This is a genomic window from Palleronia marisminoris (assembly GCF_900172315.1).
GTDB lineage: Bacteria > Pseudomonadota > Alphaproteobacteria > Rhodobacterales > Rhodobacteraceae > Palleronia > Palleronia marisminoris.
In genome coordinates this window covers 60,288-80,487 of sequence record NZ_FWFV01000006.1, presented here as the reverse complement: position 1 = coordinate 80,487, position 20,200 = coordinate 60,288, and the positions used below count along the sequence as shown (strand labels likewise).

Below are 20,200 nucleotides of genomic sequence, written 5' to 3'. Positions count from 1 at the left end.
TCCCGCAAAAGTCGGGCCTGAGCGTCTTTTCGTTTGTTTCCCAAAAATACCCGGCCGCGCAGTTTTCAGTATGGATGCGCGACCTTCTCCGTGTCACCTAGGGTGCCGGGGCAGGAGTGAGGGAACCGATGGCCAAGAAGTTCACCGACGAAGAGGCGCTGCAGTTCCACATGCAGCCGCGTCCGGGCAAGTTCGACATCGCGGCGTCGGTTCCGATGTCCACGCAGCGCGACCTGTCGCTGGCCTACTCCCCCGGCGTGGCCGTCCCGTGCGAGCGCATCGCGGCCGAGCCCGGCCAGGCCTACGACTACACCAACAAGGGCAACCTAGTCGCCGTGATCTCGAACGGAACCGCCGTGCTGGGCCTCGGCAACCTCGGCGCGCTGGCGTCGAAGCCGGTGATGGAGGGCAAGGCGGTCCTGTTCAAACGCTTCGCCGACGTGAACTCGATCGACATCGAGCTTGCCACCGAGGACCCCGACGCCTTCTGCGCCGCCGTCAAGCTGATGGAGCCGACCTTCGGTGGCATCAACCTGGAAGACATCAAGGCGCCCGAGTGCTTCATCATCGAAAGCCGCCTCAAGGAAGAGATGGACATCCCCGTCTTCCACGACGACCAGCACGGCACGGCGGTGATCTGCGCGGCGGGGCTGATCAACGCGCTGCATATCAGCGGCAAGCGGATCGAGGACGTGCGGATCGTCCTGAACGGCGCGGGTGCGGCCGGGATCGCGTGCCTCGAGCTGCTCAAGGCGATGGGCGCGACCGCCGACAACTGCATCATGTGCGACACCAAGGGAGTCATCTATCAGGGCCGGACCGAGGGGATGAACCAGTGGAAGTCCGCGCACGCCGCCCGGACCGACCTGCGCACGCTCGAGCAGGCGATGGACGGCGCGGACGTGTTCCTGGGCGTCTCCGTGAAGGGTGCCGTCACGCAGAAGATGGTCGAGAGCATGGCCCCGAACGCCGTGATCTTCGCCATGGCCAACCCCGACCCCGAGATCACGCCCGAGGATGTCCACGCCGTCCGCGAGGACGTGATCGTCGCGACGGGGCGCTCGGACTATCCCAACCAGGTGAACAACGTCCTTGGCTTCCCCTACCTCTTCCGCGGAGCGCTCGACATCCATGCCCGTGCGATCAACGACGAGATGAAGATCGCATGCGCCGAGGCGCTGGCCGCCCTCGCGCGCGAGGACGTCCCGGACGAGGTCGCCCTCGCCTATGGCCGCAGCCTGAAATTCGGGCGCGACTACATCATCCCGACCCCGTTCGACCCGCGCCTGATCTGGCGCATTCCCCCCGCCGTCGCGCGCGCCGGCATGGATACCGGCGTCGGCCGTCGGCCCATCGTCGACATGGAGGGCTACCAGCAGGCGCTGAAGGCGCGGATGGACCCGACCGCCTCGATCCTGCAGGGCATCTACGCCCGCGCCCGCCGGGCCCAAAAACGGATGATCTTCGCCGAGGGCGACGACATCCGCGTGCTGAGAGCCGCCCTCGCCTATCGTCGCGAGGGTCTGGGAGAGGCGATCGTCGTCGGCCGCGACGCGGACATCCGCGAGAAGCTGCACACCGAGGGGCTGGGCTCGGCCTTCGACGGGCTGAACATCGTGAACGCCGCCAAGACCGAGCACCTCGAGACCTACAAGGACTTCCTATACGAGCGCCTGCAACGGAAGGGCTACGATCGGTCCGACATCCACAGGATGGCCGCCCGCGACCGTCATGTCTTTTCGGCTCTGATGCTGGCCCATGGGCACGGCGATGCGCTGGTCACCGGGGCCACGCGCAAGTCCGCCCACGTGCTCGACCAGATCAACATGGTCTTCGATGCGCGGGCCGAGGATGGCGCCGTCGGCATCACCGCCCTGTCGCTGCGCGGCCGGATCGTGCTGATTGCCGACACGCTGGTTCACGAATGGCCCGACGAGGACGACCTCGCCAACATCGCCTCGCGCGGCGCCGACGTCGCACGCGCCCTGGGTCTCGAGCCGCGCGTTGCCTTCGTCAGCTTCTCGACCTTCGGCTACCCGGTATCCGAGCGTGCCCGCAAGATGCACCTCGCGCCGCAGGTGCTCGACGCGCGGGGGGCGGATTTCGAGTACGAGGGCGAGATGACGGTCGATGTCGCGCTCAACACCGAGGCGATGAAGCACTACCCCTTCTGCCGCCTCACCGGCCCGGCCAACGTGCTGGTCGTACCGGCCAGGCACTCGGCCTCGATCTCGGTGAAGCTGATGCAGGAGATGGGAGGCGCGACGGTCCTCGGGCCCATCCTCACGGGGATCGCGAAGCCGGTGCAGATCGCCTCGACCGGCATGGGCGTGGCCGACATCCTCAACATGGCGGCGATTGCGGCCCGCGACATGGCCTAGACCGCCACCGTCACCGCTTCGGCGAAGATCCTGGCGCCGACCTCGATCAATGCGTCGGGGAAGTCGTAGCGCGGGTCGTGGAGCGGGGGCTGTCCTTCGCCCGCGCCCAGGAACAGCATGGCGGCCGGAGCCAACGCGCTCAGCCGGCCGAAGTCCTCTGAGGGCCGCCACGGCTGCCCTTCGGGGCCGTGCTCAACCCCTGCTGCGTCCAGCGCCCGGCGCAGGACCTTCACCGCCTCGGGATGGTTCGACGTCGCCTCGAACACCTCGTGGTAGTCGATCGTGACCCCCAGCCTGTCGGCCACGGCCGTCTCGCGGACCAGCGCCTCGGCGTCGCGCACCAGCTGGGCCATCCGTTCATCGGTCAGGGTGCGCAAGGTCGCGCGCAATTCGCCCCGCCCTGGCGCCACGCCGAAGGCGGTGCCGCCCATCGAGACGCCCGCCACCGTCACCAGCGCGAACTGTTCCGCCGGGAACGTACCCTCGTCCAGATCCGTCAGCCCCTCCATCAGCCGTGACAAGGCGCGGCGCGGGCTCAGCCCGTGTTCCGGGCTGGAGGCATGTGCCTCGCGCCCGGTCAGACGAACCCGCATCCCGCGCGAGGCCGAGCCCATCGGCCCATCGGCCAGGGCCGCGCTTCCGATCGGCAGGCCCGGAAGGTTATGGAGCGACACCACCAGGTCCGGCGCCAGGCCCGCCGTGCGGGGATCGGCCAGCACCGCCTTTGCGCCTGCGCCGTCCTCTTCGGCCGGTTGGAACAGCAGCACCACCCTGCCCCGCGCGAAGCCTCGGCCCAAGGCGCGCGCCAGTGCCACGAGGATCGCCATATGCCCGTCGTGGCCGCACATATGCGCGACGCCATCGTGCTCGGACGACCACGGCACGCCGCTCTCCTCAAGGATGGGCAGCGCGTCCAGCTCGGCCCGGATCATCAGGCAGCGCCCGGGCCCGGTGCCGTGGAACACGGCTGCGACGCCGGTGCCGCCGAGCCCCTCCAACACCTCGTGGGCACCGGCGCCGCGCATCTCCGCCGCGATGATCCGCGCGGTCTCGTGCTCCTGCCCCGACAGTTCGGGACGGGCATGAAGACGGCGGCGCAGGGCGCGCGCCGCCGTCAGGTCGTCATTCGTCACATCTATCATGGGCGGCAGCCTGTCCGGGCCGCCGCCCGCCGTCAATTCACGAACGGTGCGTCGTCGCCCCAGACCTCGCGCACGCGCGCGTCGCGGCCACAGCCTTCGCGGTAGCGCTTGTAGGCGACCTCTTTCGGCACGGCGAGGCCCACCGAGGTGAAGGCGATCCGGTCGTCGGACTTGTAATAGTCCTGGTGATAGTCGCCCACCGGGTAGAATTCGTCGAAGGACATGACCGGCGTGACGATCTGCTGCCCCAGCTCCTGCTCGGCGGCGGCGATGGCGGCTTCGGCGGCCTGGCGCTGTTCCTCGGTCTCGACATGGATCGCGGTCTCGTATTCCCGACCCCGGTCGCAGAACTGCCCCCCTGCGTCGAGCGGATCGACCGAGCGCAGGAACAGGTCGTAGATCTGGCGGTAGCTGATCTGGCTATCGTCGAAGGGCACTTCCACCGCCTCGATGTGGTCGCCCGAGTTGCCGTAGGTCGGGTTCGCGGTCGTGCCCCCGGCGAAGCCCGAGATGACGTCGCCGACGCCCTGAACCTTCTCGAAGTCGGCCTCGACACACCAGAAGCAGCCACCCGACAGGTAGGCGGTCTGCTGCGCGGCGCCGGCAGGCACGGCGCCTGCGGCTACCGTCGCGGCCAGGATTGCGAATTTCATCATCGTGGGTCCTCCTTTGCGGCAGAACGTGCGCGCGCCCTGTCCGATTTCAAACCGAACTTCCCGTGACTGACGCCATCTTGACCGATGTTTCACCGCCACCGCCGTACCTTTCCGTGGCGCCATCGCCACCCCATATTCGGCGCGAGAACGAAGATCGGAGCCGGACGGATGGGATACGCAAAGACCGCGATGCTGATGGCCGCGATGACGGCGCTGTTCATCGGCGTCGGCTACCTGCTCGGCGGGACCACGGGCATGATCATCGCCTTCGCGGTGGCCGTCGGGATGAACGCGTTCTCGTGGTGGAACTCGGACAAGATGGTCCTGCGGATGCACAATGCGCAGCCGGTGGGGCCGAACGATCGCACGGGCCTCAGCGACATGGTTGCCGGCCTCGCGCGCAACGCTGGTCTGCCGATGCCCGCAGTCTACATCATCGACACGCCCCAGCCGAACGCCTTCGCCACCGGCCGCAACCCCGAGAACGCCGCCGTTGCCGTGACCACGGGCTTGATGCGCAGCCTCAGCCGCGAGGAATTGGCCGGCGTCGTTGCGCACGAACTGGCGCATATCCGGAACCGCGACACGGCGATCATGACCGTCACGGCGACCTTCGCCGGTGCGATCTCGATGCTGGCGAATTTCGCGCTGTTCTTCGGTGGCTCGCGCGAGCGGATGGGGATCGCGGGAACCATCGCCATGATGATCCTTGCACCGCTGGCCGCCGCGCTGGTGCAGATGGCGATCAGCCGGACCCGCGAATACTCGGCCGACCGCGCGGGGGCCGAGATCTGCGGCAATCCGCTGTGGCTTGCATCGGCACTCGGGAAGATCGCGCAAGGTGCGGCCCGGATCGACAATCATGCCGCCGAGCGCAATCCAGCCACGGCGCACATGTTCATCATCAACCCCCTGCACGCACACAAGCACGACAACCTGTTCTCGACCCACCCGGCGACAGAGAACCGCGTCGCCGCCCTGCGCGAGATGGCTGGCGGGGCGCAGCCCGCCGCCGTTCCGGCGCAGCGCGGCCCTTGGGGCTGACTACTTCAGAAGTTGCGAAAGTTTCAGTGCGACCTTCATGTCGCCCGACACCTTGATCTTGCCGGTGGCGAAGGCCGTCATCGGGTTCAGCTTGCCCGTGACGAGCTTTTCCAAGTTCGGCTCGGAGATGTGGATGGTGCAGTCGGCTGGATCGTCGGCCAGCCGGGCGTCGGTCCCGTCAAGGGTGATCGCGCCGTCATCGCCGCAGTCGAACTTGATGCTGTCGTCCAGCGGCTTGCGGTCCAGCCCGCGCTGGAACCTGTCGCGAATGTCGGTGAGTGCCATCTGCCCGTCCTCCTGCACGCGAACTGCATGAAGGACGGGCGTGACTGAAGCGTGACGTTACGACCCGAGCCGCCGCTTGCGCGCCGCCAGCAGCTTCAAGCGCAGGGCGTTCAACTGGATGAACCCCGCCGCGTCCTTCTGGTCATAGGCACCGGCGTCGTCCTCGAAGGTCACATGCGCCTCGGAATAGAGCGAGTGGTCCGACCACCGCCCGACCGTCCGCGCCATGCCCTTGTAGAGCTTCAGACGCACGGTGCCGGTCACGTGCTGCTGCGAATGGTCGATGGCGGCTTGCAGCATCTCGCGCTCGGGCGAGAACCAGAAGCCGTTGTAGATCAGCTCGGCGTAGCGGGGCATCAGCTCGTCCTTCAGATGCGCCTGCCCGCGGTCGAGCGTGATCTGCTCAATCCCGCGATGCGCCTCGAGCAGCAGCGTGCCGCCGGGCGTCTCGTAGATGCCGCGGGATTTCATGCCGACGAAGCGCCCCTCGACCAGGTCGAGCCGGCCGATGCCATGCTTGCCGCCCAGCTCGTTCAGCTTGGTCAGAACCGTTGCAGGCGACATCGCCGCGCCGTTGACCGACACGGCATCGCCCTTCTCGAACCCGATCTCGATGAACTCGGGCGTATCGGGCGCGTCCTCGGGGTTCACGGTGCGCTGGTAGACGTAGTCGGGCGCGTCATCGGCCGGGTTTTCCAGCACCTTGCCTTCGGACGAGGTGTGCAGAAGATTCGCGTCCACGCTGAACGGCGCCTCGCCGCGCTTGTCCTTGGCGATGGGGATCTGATGCTTCTCGGCGAAGTTTATGAGATCCGTGCGAGACGAAAGGCTCCATTCCCGCCACGGCGCGATGACCTTTAGGTCTGGGTTGAGCGCTGCCGCCGAAAGTTCATAGCGAACCTGGTCATTGCCCTTGCCGGTCGATCCATGCGCGATCGCATCTGCGCCGGTCTCTTGAGCGATCTCGACGCAGCGCTTGGTGATGAGGGGCCGAGCGATGGAGGTTCCGAGCAGGTAGAGACCTTCGTAAACGGCATTGGCGCGAAACATCGGGAAGACGAAGTCGCGCACGAATTCCTCACGCAAGTCGTCAATGTAGATTTCGCTTGCGCCCAGCATCTCGGCCTTCTTGCGTGCAGGCTCGAGTTCTTCGCCCTGGCCCAGGTCGGCGGTGAAGGTCACGACCTCGCAGCCATACTCGGTCTGCAACCACTTGAGAATGATCGAGGTATCGAGCCCGCCCGAATAGGCCAGCACCACTTTCTTCGGTTGCGACATGATCCCGTGTCTCCTTTGCGTCAGGGCGCGGATATCGGTTTGCGCGGCGGGGAGCAATATTGGCGTTCCGTGCTTCGTATGCTTCTTGCAACCGCGGGATGATCGCGGAGAACTTGCGATGAAAAAGGGCTGGCACTTGTTCCGTCACGCGGCGGCAATGATCCTGCGCGATCTGCCCGGCACGCTCCGGGTCACCCTGCCGCCTTACCTGATCGGCGCCATCTGCCTCGCGGTTATGATCGCCCATTGGCCCGAGGCCACCCTGGGCGCGCCGAACGACGAAGAGATGTCCCTGCCCGGCACCGGCTATTTTCTCGGCTCGATCGGTCTGTGGTTTTCGATGCTCTGGATGGCCGTCCTCTGGCACCGATGGGTGCTTCTCGGCGAGATGCCGGAGACGGTGCCGCCCCTGTATCCGGGGCGGCTGGCGGCGTATTTCTGGAAGGGCCTGCTGATCTCGTTGATCCTGATCCCGGCCATTCTGATCGTTGCCGTTCCGGCCGGGATCGCCCTGTTCGGGGCCGGTGTGCCGCAAGCCGACTTGATCATGACCTTCCTGACATCGGCGGTGGCGCTGGGGATCTTCGGGCGCTTCTGCCCGGTCCTGCCTGCCGCCGCCGTCGGGCGCTCGATGGGCCTGCGCGAGGGGTGGTCGGCGACCGCAGGGGCAACGGGGCCCATCGTCGTGGCATCGATCCTGCTTGCGGCGGTCACCACGCTTCCGCCCATCGTGTTCACCGACGTGATCCTGATCGATGTCGCCGTGCAGATCGTCGTTCAATGGGTTCTGACGCTCCTTGGGGCCAGCCTGATGACGACGATCTACGGCCATTATGTCGAAGGCCTGGAATTGACCTGAGCGCGGCTTGCGGGCATCCCGATGCCCATGGATGATTTCACCGATGCCGCCCAGGCCCTCACGGCCCGCCTGCGGACGCTGTTCCCCGCGACTCCGCTGCAGCGGAACGCGTATCTGAGCCAGAAATACGATGCCGACATCTGGCTGAAGCGCGAGGATCTGACGCCGGTGCGATCCTACAAGATCCGCGGGGCGTTCAACGCCATGCGCAAGGCGCTCGAGTCCGATCCCGACCGGGCGTTGTTCGTGGCTGCCTCGGCCGGCAACCATGCGCAGGGTGTGGCCTTCAACTGCGCCCATTTCGGGGTGAGGGGCGTGATCTTCATGCCGGTCACCACGCCGCAGCAGAAGATCGACAAGACCCGTGCTTTCGGCGGCACGGACATCGAGATTCGCCTGGTCGGCGACTATTTCGACGAGACGCTTCGCGTGGCACAGGAATTCTGCGCGGCAGAGGGCGGCCATTTCCTCGCCCCGTTCGACGACCCGCACGTGATCGAGGGACAGGCCTCGGTCGTGGTCGAGATGCTGGACGAGATGCCCGCGCCGCCCGACATGGTGATCCTGCCGGTGGGCGGCGGCGGTCTGTCGTCGGGCATCAAGCGGTATCTCGATGCGACCGTTCCGGGCCTGTCCCTGTGGCTGGTCGAGCCGGTGGGTGGCGCGAGCTTGACGGCCGCCCTCGCGGCCGGCGCGCCGGAAAGCCTGAGCCGCGTGGACAGCTTCGTCGATGGCGCCTCGGTCGCCCGGATCGGGGCGCGGCCATTCGAGATCCTGAAGACCGTCCCACCCGAGAGGGTACTGCTGGCGCCAGAGGACCGCATCTGCGCGACCATGCTCGAGATGCTGAACGTCGAGGGGATCGTCCTGGAACCTGCGGGGGCGCTGTCGCTCGACGTGCTGCCCGAATTGGCAGATCAGATCCGTGGGAAGACTGTAGTCTGCGTCACATCGGGCGGCAATTTCGACTTCGAGCGACTGCCCGAGGTGCGCGAGCGTGCGCAGCGGTTCTCGGGCATCAAGAAATACTTCGTCCTACGCCTGCCGCAGCGCCCCGGCGCGTTGCGCGACTTCCTCGAGCTTCTGGGGCCGGATGACGACATCGCCCGGTTCGAGTATCTCAAGAAGTCCGCGCGCAACTTCGGGTCCGTCCTGATCGGGATCGAGACCACGCACGCGCGCAACTTCGAATCGCTCTTCCAGCGCCTCGACGCGGCCGAGTTCGTCTATCGGGACATCACGGCCGACCCGATCTTGTCGGAATTCCTGATCTGACAGCCGCATTCCCCGGCGAAGGCGTCGGCCGACTGTTCCACAAGATGTGCGATCATCGCCGGATCCGTCTTCCGCCCCTCGTGCAGCGCCGTTTCGGCCTGTTTGCACACGAGGACGAGGCGCGCCATGCCCATGGTTTGCGCCGACCCTTTAAGCGTATGGACAAGAGGCACGAGGTCGGCACCGTCTTCCGCCCCGATCCGCTCGACCAGGACGGCGGCTTCCGAAACGAAAAGTGCGTGCAGTTCGGGCAGGATCTCCGCCCCGAAATCGTCACGCATTTCGGCGAGGCGCTGCATGTCGATAAGCGGCGTATCATCAATCATGCGGCGTGGAATCGCACAGCCGCGTTAAGGATAAGTAAGCAGGTGCGCTTAAACCGCGCTTAAGACCTTGGCGTCTACGGTTCGGCATTTCCAAGGGATATTGCTGCCGTGACCGACCCAGACCTGGAGAGTGCCGACGACTACCCTGCCCCTAGGCGTCCGACGATCCTTCTGGTCGATGACAGCAGCCTTCAGCGGCGGGTACTGGCCGCGGCGCTTCGTGGAACGCCCTTCACCGTAATCGAGGCAGCAAGCGGCGAAGAGGCGCTTGACCTGTGCCGCGAGACCCCGCCCGACATCGTGGTCAGCGACTGGATGATGCCGGGGATGAGCGGTCTGGATCTCTGCGCCGCGCTCAGGTCGGACCTCCGCGAGGACTACATCTATTTCATCATCCTGACGACCAAGACGGGGACCGAGGATCTGGCCACCGCGCTCAGCATCGGGGCGGACGACTTCGTCAGCAAACCACTGTCGCACCAGGAGCTTCTCGCACGTATCACCGCGGGCGAACGCATTCTCGGAATGACCCGCGAGCTGCGTGAGAAGAACCGCCTCGTCATGCAGACGCTCGACCGCATGAGGCGGATGAACGACCGGTTGGACCAGGATCTGGCCGAAGCCCGCCGCCTTCAGCTGTCCCTTTCCGCGAAGGGACCGATCGAGGTGCCGGGATGGTCGATCCACTTCGACCTCGAGCCGTCTGGCCATGTCGGAGGGGACATCCTGGGCACGTTCCCCGTGGGCGAGGATCGGATCGGGCTCTATTCCATCGACGTGTCCGGGCACGGGATCACGTCCGCCCTGGTCACGATGCGTCTGTCGTCCTGGCTCTCCAGCGGCAGTCCCAAGCGCAATATCGCACTGACCGACGGGCCTGACGGCATCAGGATGCTGCCGCCTGATCAGATCTGCACCCGGCTGAACGAGCGTTTCCTCGCGGATCACGACACCGGGCACTACTTCACCATCCTCATCGGCGAGCTCGACCCTGTAACCGGGCGCTTCGCCTTCTGCCAGGCCGGACATCCCCATCCGCTCCACTGCCTCGAAGCGGGCGACATGCGGTACGTCGGACTTGGCGGACCGCCGGTCGGGCTGATCGACGACATGGAATACGAGGCTGGCGAGATCACCCTCGCGCCCGGGGACAGGCTTCTGATCTACTCGGACGGGATCACGGAGTGCCCGGCGCCGGACGGCACGATGGTGGACGAGGTCGGCCTGACCCGGATGATCGACAGGCACCGGAACGCGCATGGGGCCGCGCTCTTTTCGGCAGTCCGAGCAGAGCTGGCTTACATGCGCGACGGCGGGGATCTGCCCGACGATATTTCCGCGATCCTGATTGAACGGCTCTAGCGCAGCAGCGTTTCCAGGAAACGCGCATCGCCCGGGATGGAAAGCTGCTGCACGGCCTCTTCGGCCGCCATCCATAGCGCCTCGTGCTCGGGTTCCACCGGCGGTCCGATGCGCAAGGTGGGGCGCGCCAGGTAGATGTGGCACACCTTCTCGGCATGGATCTGGTAGTCCGGCATCCACACGAAGCGCCGGTGCGCTCCCAACCGCCGCGGCGCCATCAGGCGGTAGCCTGTCTCTTCATAGACCTCGCGGTGCAGCGCGCGGACGGCGCCCTCGCCCGGATCGATGCCGCCGCCGGGAAGCTGAAATTCCGCGCGTGGGCTTCTCTGGAATGTCACCAGAACCTGCCCGTCCAGCATGAGGATCGCATAGGCGCCGGGCCTGTGCGTGTAGCGGATACCGGCTTCGGGAGGGGATTCGATGCGGATCATGGCGGCCTTTCCGGGGTTCAAGCGCGCGTCGCCTTGCCTATATGGGGCCAGTAACACCGAAATCCGCTCGATCGAGGAAACCATGACCCTGGGACAGACCATCGCCTGGGACGACACCGTCCTGCCCTTCCAGCTCGACCGTTCCGACACCCGCGGACGCGTCGCGCGGCTCGACGGCGTTCTGGCCGAGGTGCTGCGGCAACACGACTACCCGCCCGAGATCGAGGCCCTGGTGGCAGAAGCCGTCATGCTGACCGCGCTGATCGGGCAGACGATCAAGCTGCGGTGGAAACTGTCGCTGCAGGTGCGCGGCGACGGTCCCGTGCGGCTGATCGCCACCGACTACTATGCGCCGGGACAGGATGGCAGCCCCGCTCAGATCCGGGCCTATGCCAGCTATGACGGCGACCGGCTGACGGCCGGCGGGGACGCCTTCGACCACATCGGCAACGGGTATTTCGCCATGCTGCTCGACCAGGGCGACGGGACGAAGCCGTATTCCGGCATCACGCCGCTGGCCGGCGGGTCGCTGTCGGCCTGTGCCGAGACGTATTTCGCGCAGTCCGAGCAACTGCCGACCCGTTTCGCATTGACCTTCGGCCAGGCGCAAGAGCCCGGCCAGGCCGCGCATTGGCGCGGCGGCGGGGTCATGCTCCAGCACATGCCCGCGGCGTCGCCCCTTCGCGCCGATGCCGAGGCGAGCGCGCAGGACGGTCTGATGAACGCCGGAGATATCCTCGACGGGGACGAAGCCGAGAACTGGACCCGCGTGAACACCCTGCTCGACACGGTGGAAGAGACCGAGCTCGTCGGCCCCCATGTCGCGCCGACCGATCTTCTGGTGCGCCTGTTCCACGAAGAGGCGCCACGGGTCTTCGACGCCCAGCCGATCCGCTTTGGGTGCACCTGCTCGGCCGACCGGGTTCGGCAGTCGCTGTCGATCTACTCGCAGCGCGATCTGGCGCATATGACGACCGACGAGGGCACGGTTACCGCCGACTGCCAGTTCTGCGGCGCGCATTACGAGCTCGATCCCAAGACGCTCGGGTTCGAGGCCGAGGAGGCTCCGAAAAACGGTGAGTGACCTGCGTGGCACCTTGATGTCCGCCTTGGCGCGGGTTTCGGCGCCCTCGTCCGATTTCGAACTGTCGTCCGCTTCGGCGCCCGCCCGCCCGGCACTGCGCGAGGCGGGCGTCCTCGTCCCCATCCGCGAAGATGGTCGGGTGATCCTGACCAAACGGGCGAGCCATCTCAGCCAGCATCCCGGCCAGATCGCCTTCCCGGGCGGCAAGGTCGAACCAATCGACGCGGACGCCACGGCCGCCGCCCTGCGCGAGGCACAGGAGGAGATCGCCTTGCCCGGGGACGCGGCCGAAGTCCTGGGCACGCTGCCGCCTCATGTCACGGTCACCGGCTACCGGATGACACCTGTGGTCGCCTTGATCCGCGGCGCGCCGCCCCTGCGCCCCGAGGCCGGCGAAGTGGCCGAGATTTTCGAGGTTCCGCTGGCGCATCTGGTCGACCGCCGGAACTACACGGTGCAGGGGCGCCTCTGGCGGCGGGAGCTTAGGCGCTACTACGTCGTGCCCTTCGGCCCCTATTACATCTGGGGCGCAACCGCGCGAATCCTGCGCGGGCTCGCCGAGAGGATGGCATGAGGATCGATGGCCCCTGGCGGCAGCATGACGGCGTGCAGACGTTCCTTCGCGCGCTTGCCGACGCGGGGCACCGGGGTCTGTTCGTCGGGGGCTGCGTGCGCAACGCAGCGCTAGATGCGCCGGTGGATGACATCGACATCGCGACCGATGCACCCCCCGAGCGGACCGTCCAGATCGCCGAGGCCGCCGGTTTCAAGGCCGTTCCCACCGGAATCGACCACGGCACCGTCACGGTGATCGCCGAGGGGCGCCCGCTCGAGGTGACGACGTTCCGCCGTGATGTCGAAACCGACGGACGCCATGCGCGGGTCGCGTTCTCGACCGAGGTGGCAGAGGATGCCGCGCGGCGCGATTTCACGATGAACGCGCTCTATGCCGAGGCCGACGGCACCGTGGTCGACCCTCTGGATGGCCTGCCCGATCTTCAGGCCCGGCGCGTGCGGTTCGTCGGCGATCCTCGCGCGCGGATCGCCGAGGATTACCTGCGGATCCTGCGCTATTTCCGCTTCCACGCCTGGTACGGAGACGCCTCGGAAGGCGTCGATGCCGAGGCGCTGGCGGCGTGTGCCGACCTCGCGGACGGGATCGAGCGCCTCTCGGCCGAGCGCATCGGCAAGGAGATGCTGAAGCTTCTGGCCGCCCCCGATCCCGCGCCCTCGGTTGCGTCGATGGAGCAGTCGGGCATCCTCGCACGTGTCCTGCCGGGTGCCGGGACCGCATCCCTTGCGCCCCTTGTACACCTGGAAGGGCTGATCGGCGTCGCTCCCGACGCGCTGCGCCGCCTCGCCGCGATCGGCGGCGAGGGCGCGCACGACCGCCTGCGCCTGTCGAAGAAGGAGGCTGGGCGGCTTGCCCGGCTGACGGACGGGACCGGCGCGGAGTCCGGGCTGGCCGAACTCGCCTTTCGCCATGGGCGGGACGAGGCGCAGGACATCGCCCTCTTGCGCGCGGCTCATTTCGGCGCGCCGCTACCGGCGGATCTGAACGAGAAGCTCGACCTCGGGGCCGGCGCCGTGTTCCCGGTGCGGGGGGCGGATCTGAAGGATCGGCTCGAGGGGCCGGAGCTGGGCCGGCAATTGCACGAGCTTGAACGGCGCTGGATCGCCTCGGGCTTCACGTTGACGCGCGACGAACTGCTGGGCTGACGGCCCGCGCTTTTCCTTTCGCACGCCCGTCCCTATGTCAGCGGGGCACCCCGGAAGGCCCTCATGTTCCGTTTCTTCGAAAACCTGGTGGACCCCTTTGCCCACCACCCGGACAGCGACGCGCCGCCGCGTCGGCTGTGGCCGTTCCTGCGCGACTACTCCCGGCCCTTCACCGGCATCTTCGTGTTCGCGGGGCTCACTTCGGTCGCCGTCGCCGCGATCGAGATCCTGCTGATCGCCTACCTGGGTCGCGTCGTGAACCTGCTCTCGGATGCGGATCCCCGGCAGACCTGGGCCGAGCACGGGACCGAACTGATCCTCGTGGCGCTCGCGATCCTGTTCGTGCGGCCGGTGATCCAGTCGCTGAACGTGTTGCTGCTGAACAACGCGATCCTGCCCAATTTCGGCACGCTGTTCCGCTGGCGCGCGCATTCGCACGTCATGCGCCAGTCGGTCGGCTGGTTCGAGAACGACTTCGCCGGGCGCATTGCCAACCGGATCATGCAGGCGCCGCCGGCTGCGGGCGAGGCCGTGTTCCAGGTCTTCGACGCGATGACTTATGCCGTCAGCTATATCGTCGGCGCGGCGATCCTCCTGTCCGGCGCCGACCCGCGCCTCGTCATCCCGCTGCTGATCTGGGGGATCCTCTACGGGTTCCTCATCCGGTGGGTCGTCCGACGCGTCGGTCCGGCCAGCGAGGCGGCCGCGGATGCCCGCAGCTTCGTCACCGGGCGGGTGGTGGACAGCTACTCGAACATCCATTCGGTGAAGCTCTTTGCCCATCACGACAAGGAAATGGAATACGGTCGCGAGGCGATCGCGCTGGCCCGGACGAAATTCCAGTTCGAGATGCGCCTCTACACCCTGATGGACGTGATGCTGACCGTGCTGAACGGGGTGCTGACGGTCGGAGTGGTCGGATGGGCCATCGCGCTGTGGTATTCCGGCGCCGCGACGGTGGGCGTGGTGGCGACGGCGAGCGCGCTGGTGATGCGCCTGTCGGGCATGACGGGCTGGGTCATGTGGGCCATCAGCTCGTTCTTCCGCAACCTCGGCGTCGTCGCCGAAGGGATGGAGACGATCGCCCAGCCGATCGCGTTGACCGACCACCCTGGCGCCCGGCCCCTGCAGTTCGAGCGTGGCGAGGTCCGGTTTGATCGCGTGACCCATCGATACGGGCGCGAGACCGGCGGCCTAGACGGGCTCGACCTGACGGTTCGTCCGGGCGAGAAGGTTGGTCTTGTCGGCCGCTCGGGGGCGGGAAAGTCGACGCTCGTCAAGCTGCTGCTGCGCTTCTACGACGCCGAGCAAGGCCGCATCCTGATCGACGGGCAGGATATAGGCACCGTCACCCAGTCCAGCCTGCGCCGCCAGATCGGCATGGTCAGCCAGGACAGCGCGCTTCTGCACCGGTCGGTCCGCGACAACATCCTCTACGGCAAGCCCGACGCGACCGAAGCCGAGGTGATCGCGGCCGCGCGCCGGGCCGAGGCGCATGAGTTCATCGAGGGCCTGTCCGATTCCAAGGGTCGCTCGGGCTATGACGCGCTTGTGGGCGAACGCGGCGTGAAGCTGTCGGGTGGGCAGCGGCAGAGGATCACGCTTGCCCGGGTGATCCTGAAGAACGCGCCGATCCTGGTGCTGGACGAGGCGACCTCGGCCTTGGATTCCGAGGTCGAGACGGCGATCCAGGAGACGCTCTACGGCGTGATGGAGGGCAAGACTGTGATCGCGATCGCGCACCGGCTCTCCACCATCGCCCGGATGGACCGGATCGTTGTGATCGACGAGGGCCGGATCGTCGAAGAGGGCGCACATGACGACCTGATCCGCCGCGATGGCCTCTATGCGCGGCTATGGGCCCGGCAATCGGGCGGTTTTCTTGATCTGGAGGCGGCCGAATGATCCGTTCCCTCGCAAACGTCATCGACGCGTTCCGCCCGGCCGAGGGGTCGCCACCCGACTCGCTCGGCAAGTTCTTCCTCTGGGCCCTGTCGGGCGCGTGGGGGTGGATGATCGTCGCCGGCGCGCTTTCGGCGCTTGCCGGGACGGCCGAGGTCTTCACCGCGCTGATCCTCGGCTGGGTCGTGGATTCGGCCGCCGGCGCGACGGATGTCGGCAGCTATTTCACGGACGAGGCGCCGCTGTTGCTGGGGGCGTTGGCGTTCTTCGTGCTCTTGCGGCCGGTCCTCTTCGGGCTGTCATCGGCGTCGAACGCGATCGTGGTCGCGCCGAACTTGAACCCGATGGTCCTGATGCGGCTGAATCGCTGGACGCTGGGACAGGCCGTCACCTTCTTCGACAACGATTTCGCGGGCCGGATCGCCCAGAAGCAGATGCAGACCGCCCGGGCGATCACCGAGGTCGCCTCCGAGTTCATCAACGTGGTCTGCTTCGCGCTGGCCTCGGTCGTGGGCGCGGCACTGCTGGTGGGCACCATCAACGTGTGGATGGCGGTGGGCCTTGGCGTGTGGCTGGTGATCTACCTGGCGACGATCCGGTGGTTCATGCCGCGCATCCGGGTTCGCTCCAAGGCGCGCGCGGCGACGCGGGCCATGGTCTCGGGGCAGGTCGTGGACACGATCACCAACATCAAGACGGTCAAGCTGTTCGCCCATGACGACCACGAGGACCAGGCCGCCCACGACGCGATCTCGACCTTCCGCGAGAAGGTGGTGGATTTCGGCGTGCTCACGGCCGGGTTCCGCTTCACGCTGATGACGCTGGCGGGAGTGCTGCCGGTCCTGCTGATCGGCGGGACGCTTTGGCTGTGGTCGATCGGCACAGCGACTGCGGGCGATATCGCGGCGGCGGGGACGATCTCGATCCGGATTGCGCAGATGACGGGCTGGGTCAGCTTCACGCTGATGGCGATGTATTCGAACGTGGGCGAGGTCGAGGACGGGATGAACACCCTGACCCCGCCGCACCAGTTGACCGATCCCGGCGACGCGGATGCGCTGCCCACGGGCGCCGAGGTCCGCTTCGAGGATGTCAGTTTCACCTACGGTCGGAATGTGGGCGGGTTGCGCAACGTGACGCTGACCTTGCGCGCGGGCGAGAAGCTGGGCGTGGTCGGGGCGTCGGGGGCGGGCAAGTCCACGATGGTGGCGCTGTTGCTGCGCCTCTACGACACCGAGACGGGGCGGATCACCGTGGCCGGCAAGGACGTGCGCGACGTGGCGCAGTCCGACCTGCGAAAGCGTATCGGGATGGTCACGCAGGAGACCGCGATGTTCAACCGCTCGGCGCGCGAGAACATCCTCTACGGTCGCCCCGACGCGAGCGATGCCGAGATGTTCGAGGCCGCAAGGAAGGCCGAGGCGCACGACTTCATCCTCCAGCTGGCCGACCACAAGGGCCGCACGGGATATGCCGCGCATCTTGGCGAGCGTGGCGTGAAGCTGTCGGGGGGGCAGCGCCAGCGAATCGCGCTGGCCCGCGCGATCCTGAAGGACGCGCCGATCCTGGTGCTGGACGAGGCGACATCGGCGCTCGACTCCGAGGTCGAGGCCGCGATCCAGGAGGCCCTGGACCGTGTGATGGAAGGCAAGACGGTCCTCGCCATCGCGCACCGGCTGTCGACGCTGGCCAACATGGACCGGATCATCGTGCTGGAAGAGGGCCGGATCGTCGAGGAAGGCACCCATCCCGATCTGTTGGAGAAGGACGGCATCTACGCCCGCTACTGGAAGCGGCAGTCGGGCGGGTTCATCCAATATGACGAGGCGGCCGAGTAGATGCAGCTGAGGATCGAGCGGCTGGGCCATCGCGGCGACGGGATCGCGCCGGGCCCGATCTTTGCACCGCGGACCCTGCCCGGCGAGCTGGTCGAAGGCGAAGTGACGGGCGACCGGATGGCGGCCCCGACGGTGATCGAGCCTTCGCGGGATCGGGTGAAACCAGAGTGCCCGAACTACGATGCCTGTGGCGGCTGCGATCTGATGCATGCCGACGACGCCTTCGTCGGCCGCTGGAAGGTCGGAATCGTGCGTCAGGCGCTCGAGGCGCGGGGGCTGCCTGCGCCGATCGTGGGGGTCGCCACGTCCTCGGCCCGGTCGCGGCGGCGCGCGGTCCTTTCCGCCAAGGGCGGCACGGTCGGCTTCCACGGCCGACGTTCGCACGAGCTGGTCGACGTGACTGGCTGCCGGGTCCTCGTGCCCGAGATCGAAGGCGCCCTGCCGGTGCTCGCCCGCATTGCCAGGGCCGCGGGGTCCGCACGGACCGAGCTGTCGCTGACGGTGATCGCCGGCAGGAACGGGCTGGACGTGGCGGTGCGGGGCGGCCCGGACCCGTCGCAGGCTGCACTGACTGACCTCACGGGCATCGCGGCGGAGGCCGATCTGGCGCGCCTTACCGTGAATGGCGAGCTCGTCGCCCGCTCGCGGGCCGCTTCCGTCTCGTTCGCGGGTGTGCTGGCCGAACCGCCGCCGGGCGGGTTCCTGCAGGCCACGCGGCACGGCGAATCGGCGCTTCTGGCCTGCGTATCGAAGGCGCTGGGCCAGGCGGGGCGGGTGGCCGATCTGTTCTCGGGCTGCGGAACCTTTGCCCTGCCGATCTCGAGGCGCGCCGAGGTTCACGCGGTCGAGGGCGATCCCGACCTTCTCGAGGCCGCCGCGGCCGCCTGGCGCCATACTAAGGGTCACCGCAAGCTGACGACCGAGAGGCGCGACCTGTTCCGCGATCCGCTTGCCGCGGCCGAGCTGTCTCGCTTCGATGGGCTAGTGATCGACCCGCCCCGCGCGGGGGCTGAGGCGCAGTGCCGCGAGCTTGCGGAATCGGACGTGCCGCGTGTCGCCGGGATCTCGTGCAACCCTCTCTCATTCGCCCGCGACGCCGAGATCCTGATCGGCGGCGGCTATCGGCTGGACTGGATCCGGGTGGTGGACCAGTTCCGCTGGTCTCCGCATGTCGAGGTTGCGGCAGCGTTTCAACGCTCTTGACGGCACTTTTCCGCCTCTCAAACTCGTGATGGCCAGCCCCCCGGTTCCGGGGTTATGGCGGGCACGGTAAAGGGCAAGAAAGACCCAGAGGCGAGCGAGACCAATGAAAATGATCCGGGCAATCCTGATGCTGACCGTCCTGGCCGCGCTTGCGGCGTGTGGCGGAAAAAGCAAGTTCCAGTCCTATGACGGCCCCGAAGTGACGCGGGTGCTGGTCTTCAAGGACGAGCGCAAGCTGTTCCTGATGCACGACGACGAGGTGTTGGCCGACTACGACATCGGCCTCGGCTTCTCACCCGACGGGCATAAGGAAATCGAGGGAGACGGTCGCACGCCCGAAGGGCACTACCTGATCGACCGGCGCAATCCGAACAGCCGATTCCACCTGTCCATCGGCATCTCGTATCCGAACGAGATCGATGTCGCGCGGGCGGAGGCGCTCGGAAAGGAGCCGGGCGGAGACATCTTCATCCACGGCCGTGGACCGACATATTGGGAGGACGCGCCGGATGACTGGACGTTCGGCTGCCTCGCGGTGACGGATGACGAGATCGAAAGGATCTATGCCATGGTGCGCGACGGGACGCCGATCTCGATCTATCCCTCGCGGGCACACATGAAGGCCGAGCTGCGCGCCCTCCGCCGTCAGGCGAAGAAGGCTGGCAGCACGACCGTCGTGGCGCCGGCGGTACCCGTCACTGGTACGACGGCGGTCGCACCCGTCGCGGCGGATACGACGGTAGTCACACCGGCGACGCCAATGCCGGCCGTCCCGGCGACGCAGCTGCCCGTGACGGAAGCGGCCGCCGGTTAGCGGCCGGTCGGCGGGGCGACGATCACCCCCTGGGTCTGCCGGATCGCGGATTGTTCCCGTGTTCCGGTGACCATCGTCCACCAGATCTTGCCATTGGCCTCCTGGTGCCACGCGAAGCCCAGATCGCGCGCGAGGGGGTCGACGACGATCTGGCGCGTCTCGGGCGTCTCCATCCAGGCGGCGAGCGTCTCGAGCTCGGTTTCGTAGGTCTCGGAGATGTTCTGGCCGAGCACGCGTCCTGAGTAGCCCACGCGGTCCGCGCGATCGAGCGGCGAAGAGCCGTCGGATCCAAAATGCCAAGGCCGATTCTGTATGCTCATGTCGCGCGAGTGGGTCGCCGCGGCGGCCGTCAGCTCCGAGTTCAGCGACAGGGACGGCGCCCCCGCCGCCTGGCGCAGCGCGTTCAACCCGTCGAGAAAACGCAGCTGCACCACGTCGTCACCTTGCGCCGAAACGCTGTAGAGCTGCGGCAAGGGCCGCCCGTCCGGGCCGACTTGCGCCACCGGGGGCGGCGCCGCGCAGGCGGCGAGGGACAGGCAAAGGGCAGCGGTCGCAAGTGGGGCGAACTTCATCGACGATCTCCGGTCGGACCAGCCCGGCC

General features: G+C 67.2%; 19 protein-coding genes. 12 read left to right on the top strand and 7 right to left on the bottom strand.

The window, feature by feature from the left end:
- Positions 1-128 precede the first annotated feature (128 nt).
- A complete protein-coding gene (locus PAM7066_RS11330) occupies positions 129-2,381 on the top strand; it encodes an NADP-dependent malic enzyme (RefSeq protein WP_085854280.1) in 2,253 nt (750 codons plus the stop codon).
- On the opposite strand, the gene PAM7066_RS11325 is transcribed toward PAM7066_RS11330, so the two are convergent.
- Together PAM7066_RS11325 and msrA are read right to left on the bottom strand one after the other, a co-directional pair.
- Entirely contained in the window at positions 2,378-3,523 is a 1,146-nt protein-coding gene (locus tag PAM7066_RS11325) for an amidohydrolase (protein WP_090928957.1), read from the bottom strand. The genes PAM7066_RS11330 and PAM7066_RS11325 overlap by 4 nt on opposite strands.
- A 32-nt stretch (positions 3,524-3,555) precedes the next feature.
- Positions 3,556-4,179, bottom strand: coding sequence for a peptide-methionine (S)-S-oxide reductase MsrA (gene msrA, locus PAM7066_RS11320; protein ID WP_306456074.1), 624 nt, complete (start codon positions 4,177-4,179; stop codon positions 3,556-3,558).
- Between the two features lie 168 nt (positions 4,180-4,347).
- On the opposite strand from msrA, the gene htpX reads away from it, so the two are divergent.
- On the top strand, positions 4,348-5,223 hold the full coding sequence (htpX, locus tag PAM7066_RS11315; protein ID WP_085854279.1) for a zinc metalloprotease HtpX: 876 nt from the start codon (positions 4,348-4,350) through the stop codon (positions 5,221-5,223).
- On the opposite strand, the gene PAM7066_RS11310 is transcribed toward htpX, so the two are convergent.
- Positions 5,224-5,508: an SCP2 sterol-binding domain-containing protein gene (locus tag PAM7066_RS11310; RefSeq protein WP_085854278.1), complete on the bottom strand. Its 285-nt coding sequence runs from the start codon at positions 5,506-5,508 to the stop codon at positions 5,224-5,226. It lies immediately after the preceding gene.
- Between the two features lie 57 nt (positions 5,509-5,565).
- Entirely contained in the window at positions 5,566-6,786 is a 1,221-nt protein-coding gene (locus PAM7066_RS11305; protein WP_085854277.1) for an argininosuccinate synthase, read from the bottom strand.
- A gap of 118 nt (positions 6,787-6,904) precedes the next feature.
- Between PAM7066_RS11305 and PAM7066_RS11300 the strand changes: the two genes are divergently transcribed.
- Together PAM7066_RS11300 and ilvA are read left to right on the top strand one after the other, a co-directional pair.
- Entirely contained in the window at positions 6,905-7,645 is a 741-nt protein-coding gene (locus PAM7066_RS11300) for a hypothetical protein (RefSeq protein ID WP_085854276.1), read from the top strand.
- 27 nt (positions 7,646-7,672) lie between these two features.
- The gene (gene ilvA, locus PAM7066_RS11295; protein ID WP_085854458.1) at positions 7,673-8,920 is read left to right on the top strand and encodes a threonine ammonia-lyase IlvA; all 1,248 of its coding nucleotides are present in this window, start codon (positions 7,673-7,675) and stop codon (positions 8,918-8,920) included.
- On the opposite strand, the gene PAM7066_RS11290 is transcribed toward ilvA, so the two are convergent.
- The gene (locus tag PAM7066_RS11290) at positions 8,872-9,246 is read right to left on the bottom strand and encodes an Hpt domain-containing protein (protein ID WP_085854275.1); all 375 of its coding nucleotides are present in this window, start codon (positions 9,244-9,246) and stop codon (positions 8,872-8,874) included. The two genes, ilvA and PAM7066_RS11290, sit on opposite strands and share 49 nt — an antisense overlap.
- A gap of 108 nt (positions 9,247-9,354) precedes the next feature.
- Here PAM7066_RS11290 and PAM7066_RS11285 point away from each other — a divergent pair, with 108 nt between their 5' ends.
- Positions 9,355-10,608 (top strand): PP2C family protein-serine/threonine phosphatase, encoded by a 1,254-nt coding sequence (locus PAM7066_RS11285; RefSeq protein ID WP_085854274.1) that lies wholly within the window; start codon positions 9,355-9,357, stop codon positions 10,606-10,608.
- Here PAM7066_RS11285 and PAM7066_RS11280 read toward each other — a convergent pair.
- Positions 10,605-11,039, bottom strand: a complete 435-nt coding sequence (locus tag PAM7066_RS11280; RefSeq protein WP_085854273.1) for an NUDIX domain-containing protein — start codon at positions 11,037-11,039, stop codon at positions 10,605-10,607. The genes PAM7066_RS11285 and PAM7066_RS11280 overlap by 4 nt on opposite strands.
- Before the next feature lie 82 nt (positions 11,040-11,121).
- On the opposite strand from PAM7066_RS11280, the gene hslO reads away from it, so the two are divergent.
- The 7 genes from hslO (at position 11,122) to PAM7066_RS11245 (ending at position 19,599) form a co-directional block, all read left to right on the top strand.
- Positions 11,122-12,123 carry an Hsp33 family molecular chaperone HslO gene (gene hslO / locus PAM7066_RS11275; RefSeq protein ID WP_085854457.1) on the top strand — a complete coding sequence of 334 codons (1,002 nt, stop codon included), beginning with the start codon at positions 11,122-11,124 and terminating at the stop codon, positions 12,121-12,123.
- Positions 12,116-12,697 carry a CoA pyrophosphatase gene (locus tag PAM7066_RS11270; protein WP_245749665.1) on the top strand — a complete coding sequence of 194 codons (582 nt, stop codon included), beginning with the start codon at positions 12,116-12,118 and terminating at the stop codon, positions 12,695-12,697. Before hslO ends, PAM7066_RS11270 begins: the two co-directional genes overlap by 8 nt.
- Entirely contained in the window at positions 12,694-13,842 is a 1,149-nt protein-coding gene (locus PAM7066_RS11265) for a CCA tRNA nucleotidyltransferase (protein WP_085854272.1), read from the top strand. Before PAM7066_RS11270 ends, PAM7066_RS11265 begins: the two co-directional genes overlap by 4 nt.
- A gap of 63 nt (positions 13,843-13,905) precedes the next feature.
- Complete coding sequence (locus PAM7066_RS11260; RefSeq protein WP_085854271.1) at positions 13,906-15,747, top strand: ABC transporter ATP-binding protein; 1,842 nt, start codon at positions 13,906-13,908, stop codon at positions 15,745-15,747.
- Positions 15,744-17,582: an ABC transporter ATP-binding protein gene (locus PAM7066_RS11255; RefSeq protein WP_085854270.1), complete on the top strand. Its 1,839-nt coding sequence runs from the start codon at positions 15,744-15,746 to the stop codon at positions 17,580-17,582. The genes PAM7066_RS11260 and PAM7066_RS11255 overlap by 4 nt, the downstream gene beginning before the upstream one ends.
- Entirely contained in the window at positions 17,583-18,785 is a 1,203-nt protein-coding gene (locus tag PAM7066_RS11250) for a class I SAM-dependent RNA methyltransferase (RefSeq protein WP_085854269.1), read from the top strand.
- A 109-nt stretch (positions 18,786-18,894) separates the two neighbouring features.
- Positions 18,895-19,599 carry a L,D-transpeptidase family protein gene (locus tag PAM7066_RS11245; protein ID WP_306456073.1) on the top strand — a complete coding sequence of 235 codons (705 nt, stop codon included), beginning with the start codon at positions 18,895-18,897 and terminating at the stop codon, positions 19,597-19,599.
- Here the strand turns inward: PAM7066_RS11245 and dalA are convergent.
- Positions 19,596-20,171, bottom strand: coding sequence for a divisome-associated lipoprotein DalA (gene dalA / locus PAM7066_RS11240; RefSeq protein WP_085854267.1), 576 nt, complete (start codon positions 20,169-20,171; stop codon positions 19,596-19,598). The genes PAM7066_RS11245 and dalA overlap by 4 nt on opposite strands.
- Positions 20,172-20,200 lie beyond the last annotated feature (29 nt).